The organism is Pseudomonas sp. rhizo66, from assembly GCF_031931925.1.
Classification (GTDB): domain Bacteria; phylum Pseudomonadota; class Gammaproteobacteria; order Pseudomonadales; family Pseudomonadaceae; genus Aquipseudomonas.
Window position 1 is genome coordinate 189,910 of the sequence record NZ_JAUJWZ010000011.1, and the last position, 19,619, is coordinate 209,528.

The 19,619-nt window shown below is 59.9% G+C and carries 17 protein-coding genes and 3 pseudogenes; 14 read left to right on the forward strand and 6 right to left on the reverse strand.

The features are described 5' to 3' along the window. Window positions 1-16: 16 nt before the first annotated feature. Window positions 17-1,117: a glycine-betaine demethylase subunit GbcB gene (gene gbcB / locus QZR14_RS15305; protein ID WP_095187122.1), complete on the forward strand. Its 1,101-nt coding sequence runs from the start codon at window positions 17-19 to the stop codon at window positions 1,115-1,117. A 180-nt stretch (window positions 1,118-1,297) separates the two neighbouring features. On the opposite strand, the gene QZR14_RS15310 is transcribed toward gbcB, so the two are convergent. Both QZR14_RS15310 and QZR14_RS15315 read right to left on the reverse strand, forming a co-directional pair. After that, window positions 1,298-2,122, reverse strand: coding sequence for an SDR family oxidoreductase (locus QZR14_RS15310; RefSeq protein ID WP_311997011.1), 825 nt, complete (start codon window positions 2,120-2,122; stop codon window positions 1,298-1,300). 134 nt (window positions 2,123-2,256) lie between these two features. After that, on the reverse strand, window positions 2,257-3,297 hold the full coding sequence (locus QZR14_RS15315) for a threonine aldolase family protein (protein ID WP_007913115.1): 1,041 nt from the start codon (window positions 3,295-3,297) through the stop codon (window positions 2,257-2,259). A 126-nt stretch (window positions 3,298-3,423) separates the two neighbouring features. Here QZR14_RS15315 and QZR14_RS15320 point away from each other — a divergent pair, with 126 nt between their 5' ends. The 8 genes from QZR14_RS15320 to fdhA all read left to right on the forward strand — a co-directional run bounded on the left by QZR14_RS15320 (window position 3,424) and on the right by fdhA (window position 13,448). Next, window positions 3,424-4,134 (forward strand): TraX family protein, encoded by a 711-nt coding sequence (locus tag QZR14_RS15320; RefSeq protein WP_250605879.1) that lies wholly within the window; start codon window positions 3,424-3,426, stop codon window positions 4,132-4,134. Between the two features lie 181 nt (window positions 4,135-4,315). Then, window positions 4,316-5,569 (forward strand): serine hydroxymethyltransferase, encoded by a 1,254-nt coding sequence (locus QZR14_RS15325; protein WP_250605880.1) that lies wholly within the window; start codon window positions 4,316-4,318, stop codon window positions 5,567-5,569. 20 nt (window positions 5,570-5,589) lie between these two features. Further along, entirely contained in the window at window positions 5,590-6,840 is a 1,251-nt protein-coding gene (locus QZR14_RS15330; protein WP_034155011.1) for a sarcosine oxidase subunit beta, read from the forward strand. Window positions 6,841-6,854: 14 nt separating this feature from the next. Beyond that, window positions 6,855-7,184, forward strand: a complete 330-nt coding sequence (locus QZR14_RS15335) for a sarcosine oxidase subunit delta (protein WP_105705687.1) — start codon at window positions 6,855-6,857, stop codon at window positions 7,182-7,184. Beyond that, window positions 7,181-10,198 carry a sarcosine oxidase subunit alpha gene (locus QZR14_RS15340; protein WP_311997012.1) on the forward strand — a complete coding sequence of 1,006 codons (3,018 nt, stop codon included), beginning with the start codon at window positions 7,181-7,183 and terminating at the stop codon, window positions 10,196-10,198. Before QZR14_RS15335 ends, QZR14_RS15340 begins: the two co-directional genes overlap by 4 nt. A 143-nt stretch (window positions 10,199-10,341) precedes the next feature. Continuing rightward, a complete protein-coding gene (locus QZR14_RS15345; RefSeq protein WP_008086919.1) occupies window positions 10,342-10,974 on the forward strand; it encodes a sarcosine oxidase subunit gamma in 633 nt (210 codons plus the stop codon). Between the two features lie 216 nt (window positions 10,975-11,190). Beyond that, a complete protein-coding gene (gene purU, locus QZR14_RS15350; RefSeq protein ID WP_064589552.1) occupies window positions 11,191-12,048 on the forward strand; it encodes a formyltetrahydrofolate deformylase in 858 nt (285 codons plus the stop codon). A 200-nt stretch (window positions 12,049-12,248) separates the two neighbouring features. Further along, window positions 12,249-13,448, forward strand: a complete 1,200-nt coding sequence (gene fdhA / locus QZR14_RS15355) for a formaldehyde dehydrogenase, glutathione-independent (protein ID WP_007909990.1) — start codon at window positions 12,249-12,251, stop codon at window positions 13,446-13,448. Window positions 13,449-13,511: 63 nt separating this feature from the next. On the opposite strand, the gene QZR14_RS15360 is transcribed toward fdhA, so the two are convergent. Both QZR14_RS15360 and QZR14_RS15365 read right to left on the reverse strand, forming a co-directional pair. Further along, entirely contained in the window at window positions 13,512-13,874 is a 363-nt protein-coding gene (locus QZR14_RS15360; RefSeq protein WP_311997013.1) for a hypothetical protein, read from the reverse strand. A gap of 125 nt (window positions 13,875-13,999) precedes the next feature. Next, a pseudogene (locus tag QZR14_RS15365) lies at window positions 14,000-14,236 on the reverse strand (anti-sigma factor domain-containing protein); the annotation flags it as partial. A gap of 4 nt (window positions 14,237-14,240) precedes the next feature. On the opposite strand from QZR14_RS15365, the pseudogene QZR14_RS15370 reads away from it, so the two are divergent. Further along, a pseudogene (locus QZR14_RS15370) lies at window positions 14,241-14,417 on the forward strand (formaldehyde dehydrogenase, glutathione-independent); the annotation flags it as partial. An 87-nt stretch (window positions 14,418-14,504) separates the two neighbouring features. On the opposite strand, the pseudogene QZR14_RS15375 reads toward QZR14_RS15370, so the two are convergent. Next, window positions 14,505-14,662: pseudogene (locus QZR14_RS15375) on the reverse strand (cold-shock protein). 380 nt (window positions 14,663-15,042) lie between these two features. Here QZR14_RS15375 and QZR14_RS15380 point away from each other — a divergent pair. Continuing rightward, window positions 15,043-15,600 (forward strand): DUF2780 domain-containing protein, encoded by a 558-nt coding sequence (locus QZR14_RS15380; RefSeq protein ID WP_123454131.1) that lies wholly within the window; start codon window positions 15,043-15,045, stop codon window positions 15,598-15,600. 1 nt (window position 15,601) lies between these two features. Here QZR14_RS15380 and QZR14_RS15385 read toward each other — a convergent pair whose 3' ends face one another. After that, entirely contained in the window at window positions 15,602-16,489 is an 888-nt protein-coding gene (locus QZR14_RS15385) for an acyltransferase (protein WP_311997014.1), read from the reverse strand. Window positions 16,490-16,795: 306 nt separating this feature from the next. Between QZR14_RS15385 and rloA2 the strand changes: the two genes are divergently transcribed. The 3 genes from rloA2 (at window position 16,796) to creC (ending at window position 19,471) form a co-directional block, all read left to right on the forward strand. Continuing rightward, window positions 16,796-17,299, forward strand: coding sequence for a retropepsin-like aspartic peptidase RloA2 (rloA2, locus tag QZR14_RS15390; protein WP_095050277.1), 504 nt, complete (start codon window positions 16,796-16,798; stop codon window positions 17,297-17,299). 73 nt (window positions 17,300-17,372) lie between these two features. Continuing rightward, complete coding sequence (gene creB / locus QZR14_RS15395; RefSeq protein ID WP_311997015.1) at window positions 17,373-18,053, forward strand: two-component system response regulator CreB; 681 nt, start codon at window positions 17,373-17,375, stop codon at window positions 18,051-18,053. Then, entirely contained in the window at window positions 18,053-19,471 is a 1,419-nt protein-coding gene (gene creC, locus QZR14_RS15400) for a two-component system sensor histidine kinase CreC (RefSeq protein ID WP_250605887.1), read from the forward strand. The genes creB and creC overlap by 1 nt, the downstream gene beginning before the upstream one ends. Window positions 19,472-19,619: the final 148 nt, after the last annotated feature.

The window sequence follows — 19,619 nt, forward strand, 5'->3', positions numbered from 1 at the left end:
GGCCGTGGAGAACAGCATGTCCAACAGCTTCCTGAATCCGGTCACCACCCAGACCTGGGCCAATGGCCGACACATCGTCCGTTGCGTCAAAGTCATCCAGGAAACCTGGGACGTGCGCACCTTCTGCTTTATGGCCGACCAGCCGATCCTGTTCTTCTTCAAGCCCGGGCAGTTCGTGACCCTGGAGCTGGAAATCGACGGCCAGCCGATCATGCGCTCGTACACGATTTCCAGTTCGCCGTCGGTGCCGTACAGCTTTTCGGTGACGATCAAGCGCGTGCCGGGCGGCAAGGTCTCCAACTGGCTGCACGACACTCTGCATGAAGGCCAGGAACTGGCGGTGCACGGGCCGGTCGGGCTGTTCAATGCCATCGACTTCCCGAGCCCGAAAGTGCTGTACCTGAGCGGCGGCGTCGGCATCACGCCGTGCATGTCGATGGCGCGCTGGTTCTACGACACCAACGCCAACGTCGACATGACCTTTATCCACAGCGCGCGCTCGCCGAAAGACATCATTTACCACCGCGAGCTGGAACACATGGCGTCGCGGATCGATAACTTCAGCCTGCACCTGATTTGCGAGAAACATGGCTTGGGCGAGCCGTGGGCCGGGTATCGCGGTTACCTGAACCATAAAATGCTGGAACTGATGGTGCCGGACTTCCTTGAGCGCGAAGTGTTCTGCTGCGGCCCGACGCCGTACATGAACGCGGTCAAGCGTCTGCTGGAAGTGGCCGGTTACGACATGTCGCGTTATCACGAGGAGTCGTTCGGTGCTACGCCGCCAGAAGCGCGTGCCGATGCGGTGGAGCAAGCCGAACAGGCAGCCGATGCGCCGGAAATCGATGCGGCGGATCTGCATCAGGTCGAGTTCACCGCGTCCGGCAAGAGCATTCGCGTGGCTCCGGGCGAGACCGTGCACGCGGCGGCGGCCAAGCTGGGGCTGATGATTCCGAAAGCCTGCGGTATGGGGATTTGCGGGACGTGCAAGGTGATGAAGCTGGGCGGCGAAGTGGAAATGGAGCACAACGGCGGGATCACCGAGGACGATGAGGCCGAAGGGTTTATTCTTTCGTGCTGCAGCGTGCCGAAGGGGGATGTGCGTATCGAGTTTTGAGTGAGGCGAGTTTTTGCGTACGGCTTGCCCCTCACCCCAGCCCTCTCCCGAGGGAGAGGGAGCCGATTTTTGGGCTTTTCAAAATGTGAGTTCGGCTCGCTATTTCAAGTCGGCGTAACTTTGATAAACACCACGGTCAGTCCCCTCTCCCTCCGGGAGAGGGCTAGGGTGAGGGGCTTTTCAGTCGATAAACAAATCCGGCATCAGTGCCGCATCGTTTTCTCGATCAAAGCGATATTGATCGAACTCAGCCACACCGCTATCACGCAAAATCTCTTCGTCAATCAACAACCGCCCGGTAATTTGCCGCCCGCTGCTATCCAGAATCACATGCGCCGCATCCGCCATGATCGCCGGCGTGCGCGCCAGCTTGAACGACTCGCGATTGCCCAGCTGAAACTCGATTGCCGCTGTGGCAATCATCGTCTGCGGCCACAGCGAATTCACACTGATCCCGTAGCTGGCGAATTCTTCGCTCATCCCGAGAGTAAGCATGCTCATGCCGTACTTGGTCACGGTGTAGGGGCTGAATTGGGCAAACCACTTGCTCGCCAGATTCAACGGCGGTGACAGGTTGAGAATGTGCCCGGCGGATTTTTTCAGATAGGGCAGGGCGGCCTGGCTGCACAGCAGCACCGCGCGGGTGTTGATCTGGTGCATCAGGTCGAAACGCTTGAGTTCGATGTGCTGTACGCCCGTGAGCTTGATCGCCCCGGCGTTGTTCACCAGCGCATCAATGCCGCCGAAATGCTCGTTGGCCTGAGCCAGTGCCTGGCGCACGGCGTCTTCATCACGCACATCCACTTGCAGCGCCAGGGCCTTGCCGCCGGCGGCTTCGACTTCGGCGGCGACGCTGTGGATGGTGCCGGGCAGCTTGGCGTGGGGTTCGGCGCTTTTAGCAGCGATGACGATATTGGCTCCGTCCTTCGCGGCGCGCAGCGCAATCTCACGCCCGATGCCACGGCTGGCGCCGGTGATGAACAGGGTTTTGCCTTGTAACGACATGCCGATGCTCCTGCTTATTGTTAGGTGAGCGGAGGCTCGACAGACACTGTAGACCAGGCAGATCAGGTAACACTGTCTCCGCCATTGATCGTTCCCACGCGGAGCGTGGGAATGATCGGTGAGGTGCAGTCAGGTCAGGCGGACATGACTTCGCGGATGTCGCGGGCCAGTTCGCGCACGCGTTCTTCTTCGGTGTCCCAGGAGCACATGAAGCGCGCGCCGCCCTTGCCGATGAAGGTGTAGAAGCGCCAGTTCTTCGCAGTCAGTGCAGCAATCGCTGGCTCCGACAGTTGCAGGAACACGCCGTTGGCCTGCACCGGGAACATCAGTTCCACGCCCGGAATGTCGCTGACCAGTTCTGCCAGCAGTTGCGCGCAGTGGTTGGCGTGGCGGGCGTACTTCAGCCAGGCGTCGTTTTCGAGGATGCCGACCCAAGGTGCCGAGAGGAAGCGCATTTTCGACGCCAGTTGCCCGGCCTGCTTGCAGCGGTAATCGAAGTCTTCCGCCAGTTTATGGTTGAAGAACAGAATCGCTTCACCCACGGCCATGCCGTTCTTGGTGCCGCCGAAGCACAACACATCGACACCGGCCTTCCAGGTCAGATCCGCTGGCGAGCAGCCGAGGAACGCGCAGGCGTTGGAGAAACGCGCGCCGTCCATGTGCAGGTGCAGGCCCAGTTCCTTGCAGGTGGCGCTGATGGCGCGGACTTCTTCCGGGGTGTAGACGCTGCCGACTTCGGTGGCTTGAGTCAGGGTCACGACGCGCGGTTTCGGGTAGTGAATGTCCTGGCGCTTGAGCGCGACTTCGCGGATCGATTGCGGGGTGATCTTGCCGTTTTCGGTGCCGGCGATCAGCAGTTTCGAACCGTTGGAGAAAAATTCCGGGGCGCCGCATTCGTCGGTTTCGACGTGGGCGGTTTCCGAGCAGATCACGCTGTGGTAACTCTGGCACAGCGACGACAGGGCCAGCGAGTTGGCGGCAGTGCCGTTGAAGGCGAAGAACACTTCGCAGTCGGTTTCAAACAACTGGCGGAAATGGTCAGCCGCGCGTGCGGTCCACTCATCGTCGCCATACGCGCGCTGGTGGCCGTGGTTGGCCTGTTCCATCGCAGCCCAGGCTTCAGGGCAGATTCCGGAATAGTTGTCGCTGGCGAATTGTTGGCTCTTGTCGGTCATGGCCGGCTTCCGTGGTCGAGACTCTTGTGAAGGCTCGTGGTCAATGATGGTGCGCACTTTACCGAAGATCTTCCGGGGAGCACACGAGATGTCGCGTTCAGAAAGTTACCAGTTAGCGGCCCGATTATGCACCTGAGCAAACGCGACGGCGCACTGGATCTGCTCAAGTGGCTGGCGCTGCTGTGCATGTTGCTCGATCACCTGCGATATGTCGGCTTTTCCGCCGATTGGCTGTATGTGCCGGGGCGTCTGGCGTTTCCGTGGTTTTGTCTGGCGATGGCGGCGAATCTTGATCGTGCGGGGGCGCGCAAGACCGAGTGGCGGTATCTGGGCTGGTTGCTGTTGTTCAGCCTGGTCAGCGAGATTCCGTATCGGTTGTACATTCCTGATCCCGACACGTTGAACGTCATGCCCACTCTGGCGTTGGGATTGCTGGTGGCGCGAGGCTGGCAGGATCGGGCCTTGGCATCGCGAGTGCTCGGCGCTGGCGCGTTGCTGCTTTCGGCGCTGTTCTCGGAACGGCTGATGTTCGGTTTCTTTGGTGTGCTGTTGCCGCTGGCGACGTTGTGGGTGATTCGCCGGCAATGGTATTTCAGTCTGTTGCCGGGGCTGGTGTGCCTGGCGGCGAATCAGTGGCGGGTGTTGTTCGAATCTGTGCGGTTCGGTAATGAACTGGCGATCTTCGGCCTCATTGTTTGCCTGATTGCGCCATTGCTTGGGATGTTGCTTTTGCGACATGCCCAAACGATCCAGCCGCCACCGATGCGGCGCTGGGCCTACGCTCTGTATCCGGCGCATTTCCTCGTACTGCTCGCCCTCCGCCAAGTCATCGCATAACCCCTGTAGGAGCTGCATTCTCCAAGCCATTTCCTGCCATGTCGTAAACGCACCTTTGCGTGGCGTCCGCAGGCATTTGAGCTGTCTGCGCCGGTCATACCATCGGCATCAAAGGGCACTGCCTTCAATGCCAGTGCCTTACCGAGACGAATGGCGCACAGATGCCGCTGGGAGAGACGCGATGTTCAGCAAGCAAGACCAGATCCAGGGTTACGACGATGCACTGCTGGCGGCGATGAATGCCGAGGAGCAACGTCAGGAAGATCACATCGAGCTGATCGCGTCGGAGAACTACACCAGCAAACGCGTCATGCAAGCGCAGGGCAGTGGCCTGACCAACAAATACGCCGAAGGTTATCCGGGCAAGCGCTACTACGGCGGCTGCGAGCACGTGGATAAAGTCGAGGCGCTGGCCATCGAGCGCGCCAAGCAACTGTTCGGCGCCGATTACGCCAACGTCCAGCCACACTCCGGTTCCTCGGCCAACAGCGCCGTGTACCTGGCGCTGATCCAGCCGGGCGACACCATCCTCGGCATGAGCCTGGCCCACGGCGGTCACCTGACCCACGGCGCCAAAGTGTCGTCCTCGGGCAAGCTCTACAACGCTGTGCAGTACGGCATCAACACCGACACCGGGCTGATCGATTACGACGAAGTCGAGCGTCTGGCCGTCGAATCCAAGCCGAAAATGATCGTTGCCGGATTCTCCGCTTACTCGAAGACCCTGGACTTCCCGCGCTTCCGTCAGATCGCTGACAAAGTCGGCGCGCTGCTGTTCGTCGACATGGCCCACGTCGCTGGTCTGGTCGCCGCCGGTCTGTACCCGAACCCGCTGCCGTACGCCGATGTGGTCACCACCACCACCCACAAAACCCTGCGCGGTCCACGTGGCGGGCTGATCCTGGCCAAGTCCAACGAAGAAATCGAGAAGAAGCTCAACGCCGCCGTGTTCCCCGGCGCTCAGGGCGGCCCGCTGATGCACGTCATCGCCGGTAAAGCCGTGTGCTTCAAGGAAGCGCTGGAGCCGAGCTTCAAGGCGTATCAGCAACAAGTGATCGACAACGCCCAAGCCATGGCGAGCGTATTTATCAAACGTGGCTACGATGTAGTGTCCGGCGGCACCGATAACCACTTGTTCCTGGTCAGTCTGATCCGTCAGGGCCTGACCGGCAAAGACGCCGACGCCGCCCTCGGTCGCGCCCACATCACCGTCAACAAGAACGCCGTGCCGAACGACCCGCAATCGCCGTTCGTGACCTCGGGCCTGCGCATCGGCACCCCGGCTGTCACCACTCGCGGTTTCAAAGTGACCCAGTGCGAAGTGTTGGCTGGCTGGATCTGCGACATCCTCGACAACCTCGGCGATGCCGATGTCGAGGCCAATGTCGCCCAGCAAGTGTCGGCCCTGTGCGCTGACTTCCCGGTTTACCGCTGAGCGTTCTGGAGTAAATGACTATGCAACGCTATTCGGGCTTCGGCCTCTTCAAACACTCCCTCAGCCACCACGAAAACTGGCAGCGCATGTGGCGCACGCCGACGCCGAAGAAGGTCTACGACGTGGTCATCGTCGGCGGCGGCGGGCACGGTCTGGCGACTGCCTACTATCTGGCCAAAGAGCACGGCATCACCAACGTGGCCGTGGTCGAAAAAGGCTGGCTGGGCGGCGGTAACACTGCGCGCAACACCACCATCGTGCGCTCCAACTACCTGTGGGACGAGTCGGCGCACCTCTACGAACACGCGATGAAATTGTGGGAAGGCCTGTCGCAGGACCTCAACTACAACGTGATGTTCTCCCAGCGTGGCGTCTACAACCTGTGCCACACCCTGCAGGACATTCGTGATTCCGAGCGTCGGGTCAGCGCCAACCGCCTCAACGGCGTCGACGGCGAACTGCTCAACGCCAAGCAAGTCGCTGACGAAATCCCGTACCTGGACTGCTCGAAAAACACCCGCTACCCAGTGTTGGGCGCCACCGTTCAGCGTCGCGGCGGCGTTGCCCGTCACGATGCCGTGGCCTGGGGCTTTGCCCGCGCGGCGGATGCCCTCGGCGTGGACTTGATTCAGCAGACCGAAGTGATCGGTTTCCGCAAGGAAAACGGCGTGTGCATTGGTGTTGAAACCAACAAGGGTTTCATCGGCGCCAAGCGCGTCGGCGTGGTCACCGCCGGTAACTCCGGGCACATGGCCAAACTCGCCGGTTTCCGTCTGCCGATCGAATCGCACCCGCTGCAAGCGCTGGTGTCCGAGCCGATTAAACCGATTATCGACAGCGTGATCATGTCCAACGCCGTGCACGGTTACATCAGCCAGTCCGACAAGGGCGACCTGGTGATCGGCGCCGGTATCGACGGCTACAACGGCTACGGCCAGCGCGGTTCGTACCCGGTGATCGAGCACACCATTCAGGCCATCGTCGAGATGTTCCCGGTGCTGTCCCGCGTACGCATGAACCGCCAGTGGGGCGGCATCGTCGACACCACGCCGGACGCGTGCCCGATCATTTCGAAAACCCCGGTACCGAACATGTTCTTCAACTGCGGTTGGGGCACCGGCGGCTTCAAGGCCACACCTGGCTCGGGCAACGTGTTTGCGGCGAGTCTGGCCAAGGGTGAAATGCACCCATTGGCTGCACCTTTCTCCATCGACCGTTTCCACAACGGTGCGTTGATCGATGAACACGGCGCTGCTGCGGTTGCCCACTAACAGGAGAAATTCCCATGTTGCATATCTTCTGTCCTCACTGCGGCGAACTGCGCTCTGAAGAGGAATTCCACGCATCCGGTCAGGCGCACATTCCGCGCCCGCTGGATCCAGGCGCCTGCACCGACGAGGAGTGGGGCGACTACATGTTCTTCCGCGATAACCCTCGCGGTCTGCACCACGAACTGTGGGATCACGTTGCGGGTTGCCGCCAGTACTTCAACGTCACTCGCGACACCGTGACCTACGAGATTCTCGAAACCTACAAGATCGGCACCAAGCCGCAATTCACCGACAAGGCTGACTCGGCGAAAACAGCCACGACGGCGCAGGGAGAGAAGGTATGAGCCAGACCAATCGCCTGTCCAACGGTGGACGGATCGACCGCAACAAAGTGCTGAGCTTTACCTTCAACGGTCAGAGCTACAAAGGCTTCGAGGGTGACTCGCTGGCCGCCGCGCTGATCGCCAACGGCGTCGACATCATTGGCCGCAGCTTCAAGTATTCGCGTCCTCGCGGGATCTTTGCCGCCGGTGCCGAAGAGCCGAACGCGGTGCTGCAGATCGGTGCTACTGAGGCTACGCAGATCCCCAACGTGCGCGCCACGCAACAGGCGCTGTATCAAGGTCTGGTCGCGACCAGCACCAACGGCTGGCCGAGCGTCAACAACGACATGATGGGGATTCTCGGCAAGGTTGGCGGCAAGCTGATGCCGCCGGGTTTCTACTACAAAACCTTCATGTACCCGCAATCGTTCTGGATGACTTACGAGAAGTACATTCGTAAGGCTGCCGGTTTGGGCCGTTCGCCGACCGAAGTCGATCCGGACACTTACGACTACATGAACCAGCACTGCGACGTGCTGATCGTCGGTGCTGGCCCTGCCGGTCTCGCCGCAGCCCTGGCCGCAGCGCGCAGCGGTGCCCGCGTGATTCTGGCCGATGAACAGGAAGAGTTCGGCGGCAGCCTGCTCGACTCCCGCGAAAGCCTCGACGGCAAACCGGCGATGGATTGGGTTGCCAGCGTCATCGCTGAACTGAAGGACACCCCGGACGTGCTGCTGTTGCCGCGCGCCACGGTCAACGGTTACCACGACCACAACTTCCTGACCATTCACGAACGCCTCACCGATCACCTCGGCGACCGCGCACCGATCGGCCAGGTGCGTCAGCGCATTCACCGCGTTCGCGCCAAGCGTGTGGTGCTGGCGACCGGCGCTTGCGAGCGTCCGCTGGTCTACGGCAACAACGACGTGCCGGGCAACATGCTGGCTGGTGCGGTGTCGACTTACGTGCGTCGCTACGGTGTGGCACCGGGTAAAAAACTGGTGCTGTCGACCAACAACGATCACGCCTATCGCGTGGCACTGGATTGGCTTGATGCCAGTCTGCAAGTGGTGGCCATAGCCGACGCGCGCAGCAATCCGCGTGGTGCACTGGTGGAAGAAGCCCGCGCCAAAGGCATCCGCATTCTCACCGGCAGCGCCGTGATCGAGGCCCGTGGCAGCAAGCGTGTGACTGCGGCCCGCGTAGCTGCGATTGATGTCAAAGCGCACGCCGTGACCAGCCCCGGCGAATGGCTCGACTGCGACGTGATCGCCAGTTCCGGCGGTTATAGCCCGGTCGTTCACTTGGCCTCGCACCTCGGTGGCAAGCCGACCTGGCGTGAAGACATCCTCGGTTTCGTACCGGGCGAAGCACCGCAGAAACGCGTGTGCGTCGGTGGCATCAACGGTGTTTACGGTCTCGGCGATTCGCTGGCTGATGGTTTTGAGGGTGGCGTGCGCGCTGCCAGTGAAGCCGGTTTTGCTGCGGTCGAAGGCACTCTGCCGAAAGCCCTGAGCCGCCTCGAAGAGCCGACCCTCGCGCTGTTCCAGGTGCCTCACGAAAAAGGCACCGCGCGCGCGCCGAAGCAATTCGTCGACCTGCAGAACGACGTGACCGCCGCCGCCATCGAACTGGCAACCCGCGAAGGTTTCGAGTCGGTCGAGCACGTCAAACGCTACACCGCGCTGGGCTTCGGCACCGATCAGGGCAAGCTCGGCAACGTCAACGGTCTGGCCATTGCCGCCCGTTCGCTGAACGTGACCATCCCGCAGATGGGCACCACCATGTTCCGCCCGAACTACACGCCGGTGACTTTCGGCGCCGTGGCCGGTCGTCACTGTGGGCACATCTTCGAACCGGTTCGCTACACCGCACTGCATGCCTGGCACGTGAAGAACGGCGCCGAGTTTGAAGACGTCGGTCAGTGGAAGCGTCCATGGTATTTCCCGAAAAACGGTGAAGACCTGCACGCCGCCGTGAAGCGCGAATGCAAAGCCGTGCGCGACAGCGTCGGCCTGCTCGACGCCTCGACCCTCGGCAAGATCGACATTCAAGGCCCGGATGCCCGCGAGTTCCTCAACCGCGTGTACACCAACGCCTGGACCAAACTCGACGTGGGCAAAGCCCGCTACGGTTTGATGTGCAAAGAAGACGGCATGGTCTTCGACGACGGTGTGACCGCGTGCCTGGCGGACAACCATTTCGTCATGACCACCACCACTGGCGGCGCCGCACGCGTGCTGCAATGGCTGGAGCTGTACCACCAGACCGAATGGCCGGACATGAAGGTCTACTTCACTTCTGTCACCGACCACTGGGCGACCATGACCCTGTCCGGGCCGAACAGCCGCAAGCTGCTCAGCGCCGTGACCGACATCGACCTGAGCAACGAAGCATTCCCGTTCATGACCTGGAAAGAAGGTCTGGTCGGCGGCGTGCCGGCGCGGGTGTTCCGCATCTCGTTTACCGGTGAGCTGTCTTACGAAGTCAACGTCCAGGCCGACTACGCGATGGGCGTGCTGGAGAAAATCGTCGAGGCCGGCAAGCAGTACAACCTGACCCCGTACGGCACTGAAACCATGCACGTCCTGCGGGCCGAGAAGGGTTTCATCATCGTCGGTCAGGACACTGACGGCTCGATGACCCCGGACGACTTGAACATGGGCTGGTGTGTTGGTCGCACCAAACCGTTTTCCTGGATCGGTCAGCGTGGGATGAACCGTGAAGACTGCGTGAAGGATCAGCGTAAGCAACTGGTCGGCCTGAAGCCGATCGATCCGACCAAATGGCTGCCGGAAGGTGCGCAACTGGTGTTCAACACCAAACAGGCGATCCCGATGACCATGGTCGGCCACGTGACTTCCAGTTACGCGCACAACTCCCTCGGTTATTCGTTTGCCATGGGTGTGGTCAAGGGCGGTCTGAAGCGCATGGGTGAGCGGGTGTTTGCACCGCTGGCCGATGGCAGCGTGATCGAAGCGGAGATTGTTTCTTCGGTGTTCTTCGATCCGAAGGGTGATCGCCAGAACATTTGACGGCCTCGAGAACTGTGGGCGGGCGGCTATTCGCGAGCAGGCTCGCTCCCACATTCGACCGCGTTCCCCTGTGGGAGCGAGCCTGCTCGCGAAAGCGGCAGATCAGCCACCGCAGGAACCAACAGAATTCAGGAAGGTGCTTTATGACCACAGCCAATGTTTACCAACAACGCCCAACCACTGGCGCCAAGGCCGAGTCGTCGCTGCACCATGCCGACCTCGCCAGCCTGGTCGGCAAGGGCCGCAAGAACGCCGGCGTGATCGTGCGGGAAAAGAAACTCCTCGGCCACCTGACCATTCGTGGTGATGGTCACGATGCCGCGTTCGCCGCCGGCGTACATAAAGCGCTGGGCATCGAACTGCCCGGCGCGCTGAGCGTCATCGTCAAAGGCGAAACCAGCCTGCAGTGGATGGGCCCGGACGAATGGCTGCTGATCGTGCCAAGCGGTGAAGAGTTCGCCGCCGAGCAGAAACTGCGCGAAGCGCTGGGTGATCTGCACATCGCGATCGTCAATGTCAGCGGCGGTCAGCAAGTGCTCGAACTGAGCGGGCCGAACGTGCGTCAGGTGCTGATGAAATCCACTAGCTACGACGTGCACCCGAACAATTTCCCGGTCGGTAAAGCGGTCGGCACGGTGTTCGCCAAGTCGCAGCTGATGATCCGTCATACGGCGGAAGACACCTGGGAATTGTTGATTCGTCGCAGCTTCTCGGATTACTGGTGGTTGTGGTTGCAGGATGCGTCGGCTGAGTACGGCCTTAGCGTTCAGGCCTGACAGATCAAGAGCTACCCCCTCACCCCAGCCCTCTCCCCCTGGGGGAGAGGGGGAAAGGGAGCCGATCTCGGGTGTTTTTGCGATCTGCATTCACATTCGGAATTTCAGGTCTGCGTAGCTCCAACGAACACCTCACCCTGGCCCTCTCCCTCTGGGAGAGGGCCAGGGTGAGGGAAAAACCTGACACCCCGCACAAAGAACAGGAGTCACCGCACCATGAGCCGCGCCCCAGACACATGGATTCTGACCGCCGACTGCCCCAGCGTCCTCGGCACGGTGGACGCGGTCACGCGTTTTCTGTTCGAGCAGGGCTGCTACGTCACCGAGCACCACTCGTTCGATGACCGCCTCTCCGGGCGTTTCTTCATTCGCGTGGAATTCCGTCAGCCCGACGGCTTCGACGAACAATCCTTCCGCGCCGGCCTCGCCGAACGTGGTCAGGCCTTTGGCATGGTCTTCGAGCTGACCGCGCCGAACTACCGGCCGAAAGTGGTGATCATGGTCTCCAAGGCTGATCACTGCCTTAACGATTTGCTCTATCGCCAGCGTATCGGCCAGTTGTCGATGGACGTCGCGGCGGTGGTCTCCAACCATCCGGATCTCAAGCCGCTGGCCGACTGGCACCAGATTCCCTACTACCATTTCCCCCTCGACCCCAACGACAAGCCGTCGCAGGAGCGTCAGGTGTGGCAGGTGATCGAAGAGTCCGGCGCCGAACTGGTGATCCTTGCCCGCTACATGCAAGTGCTGTCGCCGGAGTTGTGCCGCAAGCTCGATGGCAAGGCGATCAACATTCATCACTCGTTGCTGCCGGGTTTCAAGGGCGCCAAACCGTATCACCAGGCCTACAACAAGGGCGTGAAACTGGTTGGCGCGACGGCGCATTACATCAATAACGACCTTGATGAAGGGCCGATCATCGCTCAAGGCGTCGAGGCGGTGGATCACAGTCATTACCCCGAGGATCTGATTGCCAAGGGGCGGGATATCGAAGGTCTGACCTTGGCGCGGGCGGTTGGCTATCACATCGAAAGAAGGGTGTTCTTGAACGCCAACAGAACCGTCGTTCTTTAGGCCGCCATCGCTGGCAAGCCAGCTCCCACAGGGATTTGTGTCGTACACAAAAATTGAATTCAACCTCGAATTCTGTGGGAGCTGGCTTGCCAGCGATGAGGCCATAACAGACAACACAAAAGCAGCATCTGTACCCGAGCACTCAACGCGCTGCCTGCCTGGGCAACGCGGTTCCATAAAAACAACAGCGAGGTGAAAGCATGTCTGGCAATCGTGGTGTGGTGTATCTCGGCGCTGGCAAGGTCGAAGTACAGAAAATCGACTATCCGAAAATGCAGGACCCGCGCGGTCGCAAGATCGAGCACGGGGTCATTCTCAAAGTGGTTTCCACCAATATCTGCGGCTCCGACCAGCACATGGTGCGCGGCCGTACCACGGCGCAGACCGGTCTGGTGCTGGGCCACGAGATCACCGGTGAGGTGATCGAAAAAGGCTCCGACGTCGAAAACCTGAAAATCGGTGACCTGGTCTCCGTACCGTTCAACGTGGCGTGCGGGCGCTGCCGTTCCTGCAAAGAGCAACACACCGGCGTCTGCCTGACCGTCAACCCGGCCCGTGCCGGCGGCGCTTACGGTTACGTCGACATGGGCGACTGGACCGGTGGCCAGGCCGAGTACGTGCTGGTGCCGTACGCCGACTTCAACCTGCTGAAACTGCCGGACCGCGACAAGGCCATGGAGAAAATCCGCGACCTGACTTGCCTCTCCGACATCCTCCCGACCGGTTACCACGGCGCAGTCACTGCGGGCGTTGGCCCGGGCAGCACCGTTTACATCGCGGGCGCCGGCCCGGTCGGCCTGGCCGCGGCCGCTTCCGCGCGTCTGCTCGGTGCTGCGGTAGTGATCATCGGCGACGTCAACACCATCCGCCTGGCCCACGCCAAAGCGCAGGGTTTTGAAATCGTCGACCTGTCCAAGGACACCCCGCTGCACGAACAGATCGCCGCACTGCTGGGCGAACCGGAAGTCGATTGTGCGGTGGACTGCGTCGGCTTCGAAGCGCGCGGCCATGGCCACGACGGTGTCAAAGCCGAGGCACCGGCCACCGTACTCAACTCACTGATGGGTGTGGTGCGTGTGGCCGGCAAGATCGGTATCCCCGGCCTGTACGTCACCGAAGATCCGGGTGCCGTGGACGCCGCCGCGAAAATGGGCAGCTTGAGCATCCGCTTCGGTCTGGGCTGGGCCAAATCGCACAGCTTCCACACCGGTCAGACCCCAGTGATGAAGTACAACCGCCAACTGATGCAGGCGATCATGTGGGATCGCATCAACATCGCCGAAGTGGTAGGTGTGCAGGTGATCAGCCTCGATCAGGCGCCGGAAGGGTATGGCGAGTTCGATGCGGGCGTGCCGAAGAAGTTTGTGATTGATCCGCACAAGTTGTTTAGTGCGGCGTAACGGGTAAAAGGGCGACCCATGGGTCGCCCTTTTTATGTAAAACCTACCCTGAAAACGTCAAGATCAACTGGATTTGAGTTTCAGATATGGGGTGGAATGCTTGTCGTTGGCTGGGTTGTTGTCTACTTTTTCAATGATTGTTTTCCCACCATAACTGCAAATCGAGCCGTCGAAACTTTCTGCTTTCAGTTGATATTTCTTATCTAGAAAGTCGTCGTTGGTTGATAGCGTTACACCGGTCCATGTTTTGCCATTGAAACTGGCGGTGTATTTGAAACCGGTGTTGTGCGGCTCTCCAACGCTAGTGTCCGTATAGGCCGATGATTTAATGGTATTTACCGGTGGGCAACTTTCGACACCGGCCGCATAAACGTTCGTGGTTGCTGCACCGATGACGAAAAGTGCCATTGCGATCGACTTACTCATTTTCACACTCCTGTTTGTTTGGGAGTACCCAGCATGTGGAGTCTGCCCAATTCGGACTACTGTCAGATCTGACAGGTTTTTATATTCTTTTGCAATAAACGATTTATTTTTTATGCATAAGTAGATCAGCGTGCAGCCAAGACACCCTGATAAAGAACCGGTCCTGCCGGCTTCCCAATCGCCGTCCCCCCTTTCGGCTCTAGACTCACCGCCAGTGCAATCGGTTTACCGATAAAGGCTTTCTGCGCCTCACTCAACTCAACTCAACTCAACTCAACTCAACTCAACCTTTCCTTTGCCGCCCGCCGGAATCACGCCGAGGGAATCGGTTTGCCATCCGCCGGAATCGCCCACAGCTCGATCCGAATGAAGTACAACCGCCAACTGATGCAGGCGATCATGTGGGATCGCATCAACATTGCCGAAGGGGTGAGCGTGCAGGTCATCAGCCTCGATCAGGCGCCGGAAGGTTATGGCGAGTTCGATGCGGGAGTGCCGAAGAAGTTTGTGATTGATCCGCATAAGTTGTTTAGTGCGGCGTGATTGTATAAGACGACAAAAAGCGGCGACCACAGGTTCGCCGCTTTTTTAATGTTACTCAGCGCGAACTCGTACTGCCTGTATCTTTTTCTATCCTTTCTGCCTTACAAAGGAAACCGTTTGCCCTTCTTTTAAGCTTCGCAAACCATCGGCTTCTATTCCATTAACGTGAACTAAAAGATTGTCACCGCCACAGAACCATCTTCATCGTTAAACCATAGAACCGTACCAGTTTCTCTATCTTCTATTTGCCTTTCCATCTTCGTATCTCCCGTTGAATGACCATTAATAACACCTTGCTTTTTTCGGGCCGTTAACACACCAACAACGTATTCCAGCGCCGACATTCGGACACCTGTCAGGTCTGACAGGTATCTAGTTCCTTTTGAAATATTGATTCGCATGGCAAGTAATTAAAGCTCTAAAAAGCTCGCAGCCTTTGATGTTCTGCAATCAAAGGGCTGCCATGCTTCCACTCATCGAGAGGGCATTCAACTTTCACGTTTTATCTACGTGACGATGATGAAAATGGATGCGCCGCGCCGGAACATGCCGGCGGATACCCGGTCAAACCGGCAGTTTCGCCGCCTTTCAATGGGCGATTTTTACAGCGCAAGAGGATGTCTGAATGAAGATTTCACGCGGTATTGCAATGGCTTCGCTGATGACCCTTGCGGCCAGTCCGGTGTTTGCCGGTTTCAGTCTGGACGATGTGACCAAGGCGGCTTCCAGCATGCAGGGCGGCAACGCTGCCACCGCCGCCGCGCCGACCTCGGAAACCGCCGGTCTGCTGCAAGCCGTCACCGGTCTGGGGGTTACCCCGCAGCAAGCCGTCGGAGGCACCAGCGCCATGCTTGGCTTGGCCAAGAACCAATTGAGCAGTACCGATTATTCGCAGTTGGCCAAGGAAGTGCCGGGCATCGACAAGTTGTCCGGTGGCGGCGGCAACCTGGCGGCGCTGAGCGGGTTGCTGGGCTCGTCGGGCAAGTCAGCCGGGCTGGAAAACGCGCTGGGCAACGTCAAGGACACCAATGACCTGAACAATGCCTTCGGCGCGCTGGGCATGGACAGCGGCATGGTCGGCCAGTTTGCCCCGGTGCTGCTCAAGTATCTGGGTGATCAGGGCGTTGGCGGCCCGCTGCTGCAAAGTCTGGGCAGCATCTGGGGCGCCGGCACCGGTAGCTGATTCAGCCGCGCTCGCCGCGCAGTTCGGCGATGCGCTGATCCTTCTCGGTCCAGAGCTGGTTGACCCAGTTCTGAACCGTCTGGCGAAACGCCGGATCATTCTCGTAATCACCCTGCCACAGCGCCGGGTCGAGTTCACGAGTCTTGATGTCGATGATCACGCGCGGCACGTTGCCGCTGATCAAATCCCAGAAGCCCGGGATGTTCGCCTGTGGATAAACCACCGTGACATCGAGCATCGCATCCAGCTGTTCACCCATCGCCGCCAACACGAACGCCACGCCGCCCGCCTTGGGCTTGAGCAAGTGCTTGAACGGTGATTGCTGCTGGGTGCTTTTTGCCGCGGTGTAGCGGGTGCCTTCCAGATAATTCACCACGGTCACCGGTTGACGCTTGAACAGCTCGCACGCCTGTTTGGTGATTTCCAGATCCTTGCCCGCCAGCTCCGGGTGCTTCGCGAGAAACGCCTTGGTGTAGCGCTTCATGAACGGGTAATCCAGCGCCCACCACGCCAGGCCCAGGAACGGCACCCAGATCAGTTCTTTTTTGAGGAAGAATTTGAAGAACGGCGTGCGCCGGTTGAGGGTCTGGATCAGTGCCGGAATATCGACCCACGACTGGTGGTTGCTGACCACCAGATACGAGGTGTCACCGCGCAGATCTTCACCACCGCGAATGTCCCATTGGGTAGGGATGCACAGGCGGAAAATCAGCTTGTCGATCTCGGCCCAGGTCTCGGCGATCCACATCACCGCCCCCGACGCATAGTCGCGCCAGCGGCCGGGCGCCACCAGTTTGAGCAGGGCAAACACCAGCAACGGCCCGATCAGGATCAGGGTGTTGAGCAACAGCAGCAGGGTGACGAAACAGCCGGTGAGCAGGCGGCGCATAAGCAACTCTTTGCAAACGGATGGGCGCGCCATGATAAGCAGCTTCGCGCGGCAGGCCAAATCGGCGGTGACGAATGTTTCACTTTTGGCTGCGTATGCTTTGCTCAAGCGTTGTGTTGAATGTGCTGGCCTCTTCGCGAGCAGGCTCGCTCCCACTCTGGATTCAGGTGCATTAAAAATGTGTGCTCAGTACAAAACCCTGTGGGAGCGAGCCTGCTCGCGAAAGCAATTTCAAGGCGAACGAATGAATCAATGGGTGTCTAAAATCCCACTCTGCCGCCCTCATTTTCCAAGGAAGCCCCTTACGTGAAATCCCTCCTTGCACTGTTTGCCCTCGTCGCCCTGCCGGTCATGGCCGCCGAGCCGACCCTGTACGGGCGCTACGAATACATCGCGCTGCCGGAAATCGGCGGTGAAGTGCTCAAGGCCAAGATGGACACCGGCGCCCTGACCGCCTCGCTGTCGGCCAAGGACATCGAAACCTTCACCCGCGATGGCGATGAATGGGTGCGGTTCCGCCTCGCCACCAAAGACGCCAGCAACAAGGTCTATGAACACAAGGTCGCGCGTATCAGCAAGATCAAGAGCCGTTCGGATGAAGAGGACGAGGGCGAAAGCACCGAAGTCGCCAAGCGCCCGGTGGTCGATCTGGAACTGTGTCTGGGTAACGTCAAGCGTACCGTCGAGGTCAACCTGACCGACCGCAGCAACTTCAACTACCCGCTGCTGATCGGTGCCAAGGCCTTGCGCGAGTTCGGCGCGGCGGTGAACCCGGCGCGGCGCTTCACGGCGGACAAGCCGGACTGCTGAGCCAAGTGGTCTGATTGACGTAACGTCAGGCTTGGGGCACCGTTCGCGCACCTAACCCACGGGCTCGGACGCCATGCCTCATATCCTGATTGTCGAAGACGAAGCGGCAATTGCCGACACGCTGATTTTTGCCTTGCAGGGCGAAGGCTTCACCACCACGTGGTTGAGCCTCGGCGCTCTGGCGCTGGAACATCAGCGCCAGAGCCCGGCCGATCTGATCATCCTCGACATCGGCCTGCCGGACATCAGCGGCTTCGAGACCTGCAAACAGCTACGGCGCTTCAGCGAAGTGCCGGTGCTGTTCCTCAGCGCCCGCGATGCCGAGATTGATCGTGTGGTCGGGCTGGAAATCGGCGCCGACGACTACGTGGTCAAGCCGTTCAGCCCGCGTGAAGTCGCGGCGCGAGTAAAGGCAATTCTGAAACGCATGGCGCCGCGTCCAGCGATTGAGGCCAGTTCAGCGCTGTTTCGTATTGATCCGGAACGGATTCAAATCATTTATCGCGGCCAGACGTTAAGCCTGACCCGCCACGAATTCCGCCTGCTGCAATGCCTGCTCGAACAACCCGAGCGGGTCTTCAGCCGCGAGCAATTACTCGATGCGCTGGGCGTGGCCGCCGACGCCGGTTACGAGCGCAGCATCGACAGCCACATCAAGAGCGTGCGCGCCAAACTGCGGCTGGTGCGTGCCGATGCCGAGCCGATCCAGACCCATCGCGGCCTCGGTTACAGCTACAGCCCGGGGCACAGCTGATGTCGCTGGGGCTGCGGATCTTTCTGGTGTATGTGCTGTTTGTCGGTCTGACCGGTTATTTCGTGCTCAACACGGTGATGGAAGAAATCCGCCCCGGCGTGCGCCAGTCCACCGAAGAAACCCTGGTCGATACCGCCAACCTGATGGCGGAAATCCTCCGTGATGATTTCAAGGCTGGCACCCTTAGCGAGAACCGCTGGCCCGAGTTGCTCCGCGCCTATGGCGAGCGTCAGCCGCAAGCGACCATTTGGGGCTTGCCGAAAAATCAGGTCAACCACCGCATCTACGTCACCAACGCGAAAGGCATCGTCGTGCTCGATTCCAGTGGTGTCGCGGTCGGTCAGGATTACTCGCGCTGGAACGACGTTTACCTGACCCTGCGCGGCGAATATGGCGCGCGTTCGAGCCGCAGTGATGCGAATGACGCGAACTCGTCGGTGATGCACGTCGGCGCACCGATCCGCGACAACGGCCAGATCATCGGTGTGGTCACCGTGGCCAAGCCCAACAGCTCATTGCAGCCCTACGTCGATCGCACCGAGCGGCGCCTGCTGTTTTACGGCGCCGGGTTGATCGGCCTCGGTCTGCTGTTTGGCGCATTGCTGTCGTGGTGGCTGAGCCGTGCGCTGCACCGGTTGACCGGTTATGCCCAGGCGGTGAGCGAAGGGCGGCGGGTGGAAGTGCCGCACTATCGCGGCGGTGAGCTGGAGCAACTGGCGACAGCGGTCGAGCAGATGCGCACGCAACTGGAAGGCAAGGCCTACGTCGAGCGTTACGTGCACACGCTGACCCATGAACTGAAAAGTCCGCTGGCGGCGATTCGTGGCGCAGCGGAGTTGCTGCAGGGCGACATGCCGCCGGTTCAGCGCCTGAGGTTTATCGGCAACATCGACAGCGAAAGTGCGCGGATGCAGCAGTTGATCGAACGGTTGTTGAATCTGGCACAAGTGGAACAACGTCAAGGCCTGGAAGAGCGGGTCGCCGTGCCGTTGGCGGCGCTGGTTGATCAGTTGTTGCAGGGGCAGGCGGCGCGGATTGAGGGCAAACTGTTGTGCATCGAACAGACGATTGCAGCGGATCTGCTGTTGATTGGCGAGCCATTTCTGTTGCGTCAGGCGTTGGGTAATCTGCTGGAGAATGCGCTGGATTTCACCCCGCGTCAGGGCTTGTTGCGCTTCAGTGCCCAGCGCGAAGAGGAGCAGATTGTTTACCGGCTCTTCAATGAAACCGCGCCGATTCCCGATTACGCCTTGCCGCGTTTGACCGAGCGCTTCTACTCATTGCCGCGACCGGACAGTGGGCGGAAAAGCACGGGGCTGGGGCTTAACTTCGTTGAAGAGGTGGTCAAGTTGCATGGTGGGGCGATGCAGATTCGCAATGTCGAAAACGGTGTTGAAGTGATATTGCGCCTGCCTTGATTCCGTCAAAAGATCGCAGCCTTCGGCAGTTCCTACATAGGGTTGCGTACACCTGTAGGAGCTGCCGAAGGCTGCGATCTTTTGATTTTTCCACACAATCTCCACATTCCCCCCACAAAAACCCCACACCCACTCAGCAGACTCTGCC

What these genes read in the sequence shown, in the direction of transcription:
- gbcB (WP_095187122.1), top strand. Translation starts at nt 17, where the DNA reads ATGTCCAACAGCTTCCTGAATCCGGTCACCACCCAGACCTGGGCCAAT.
- purU (WP_064589552.1), top strand. Translation starts at nt 11,191, where the DNA reads ATGAGCCGCGCCCCAGACACATGGATTCTGACCGCCGACTGCCCCAGC.
- QZR14_RS15380 (WP_123454131.1), top strand. Translation starts at nt 15,043, where the DNA reads ATGAAGATTTCACGCGGTATTGCAATGGCTTCGCTGATGACCCTTGCG.
- QZR14_RS15360 (WP_311997013.1), bottom strand. Translation starts at nt 13,874, where the DNA reads ATGAGTAAGTCGATCGCAATGGCACTTTTCGTCATCGGTGCAGCAACC.
- QZR14_RS15335 (WP_105705687.1), top strand. Translation starts at nt 6,855, where the DNA reads ATGTTGCATATCTTCTGTCCTCACTGCGGCGAACTGCGCTCTGAAGAG.
- QZR14_RS15320 (WP_250605879.1), top strand. Translation starts at nt 3,424, where the DNA reads ATGCACCTGAGCAAACGCGACGGCGCACTGGATCTGCTCAAGTGGCTG.
- creB (WP_311997015.1), top strand. Translation starts at nt 17,373, where the DNA reads ATGCCTCATATCCTGATTGTCGAAGACGAAGCGGCAATTGCCGACACG.
- QZR14_RS15345 (WP_008086919.1), top strand. Translation starts at nt 10,342, where the DNA reads ATGACCACAGCCAATGTTTACCAACAACGCCCAACCACTGGCGCCAAG.
- QZR14_RS15325 (WP_250605880.1), top strand. Translation starts at nt 4,316, where the DNA reads ATGTTCAGCAAGCAAGACCAGATCCAGGGTTACGACGATGCACTGCTG.
- creC (WP_250605887.1), top strand. Translation starts at nt 18,053, where the DNA reads ATGTCGCTGGGGCTGCGGATCTTTCTGGTGTATGTGCTGTTTGTCGGT.
- QZR14_RS15385 (WP_311997014.1), bottom strand. Translation starts at nt 16,489, where the DNA reads ATGCGCCGCCTGCTCACCGGCTGTTTCGTCACCCTGCTGCTGTTGCTC.
- QZR14_RS15315 (WP_007913115.1), bottom strand. Translation starts at nt 3,297, where the DNA reads ATGACCGACAAGAGCCAACAATTCGCCAGCGACAACTATTCCGGAATC.
- fdhA (WP_007909990.1), top strand. Translation starts at nt 12,249, where the DNA reads ATGTCTGGCAATCGTGGTGTGGTGTATCTCGGCGCTGGCAAGGTCGAA.
- QZR14_RS15330 (WP_034155011.1), top strand. Translation starts at nt 5,590, where the DNA reads ATGCAACGCTATTCGGGCTTCGGCCTCTTCAAACACTCCCTCAGCCAC.
- QZR14_RS15340 (WP_311997012.1), top strand. Translation starts at nt 7,181, where the DNA reads ATGAGCCAGACCAATCGCCTGTCCAACGGTGGACGGATCGACCGCAAC.
- QZR14_RS15310 (WP_311997011.1), bottom strand. Translation starts at nt 2,122, where the DNA reads ATGTCGTTACAAGGCAAAACCCTGTTCATCACCGGCGCCAGCCGTGGC.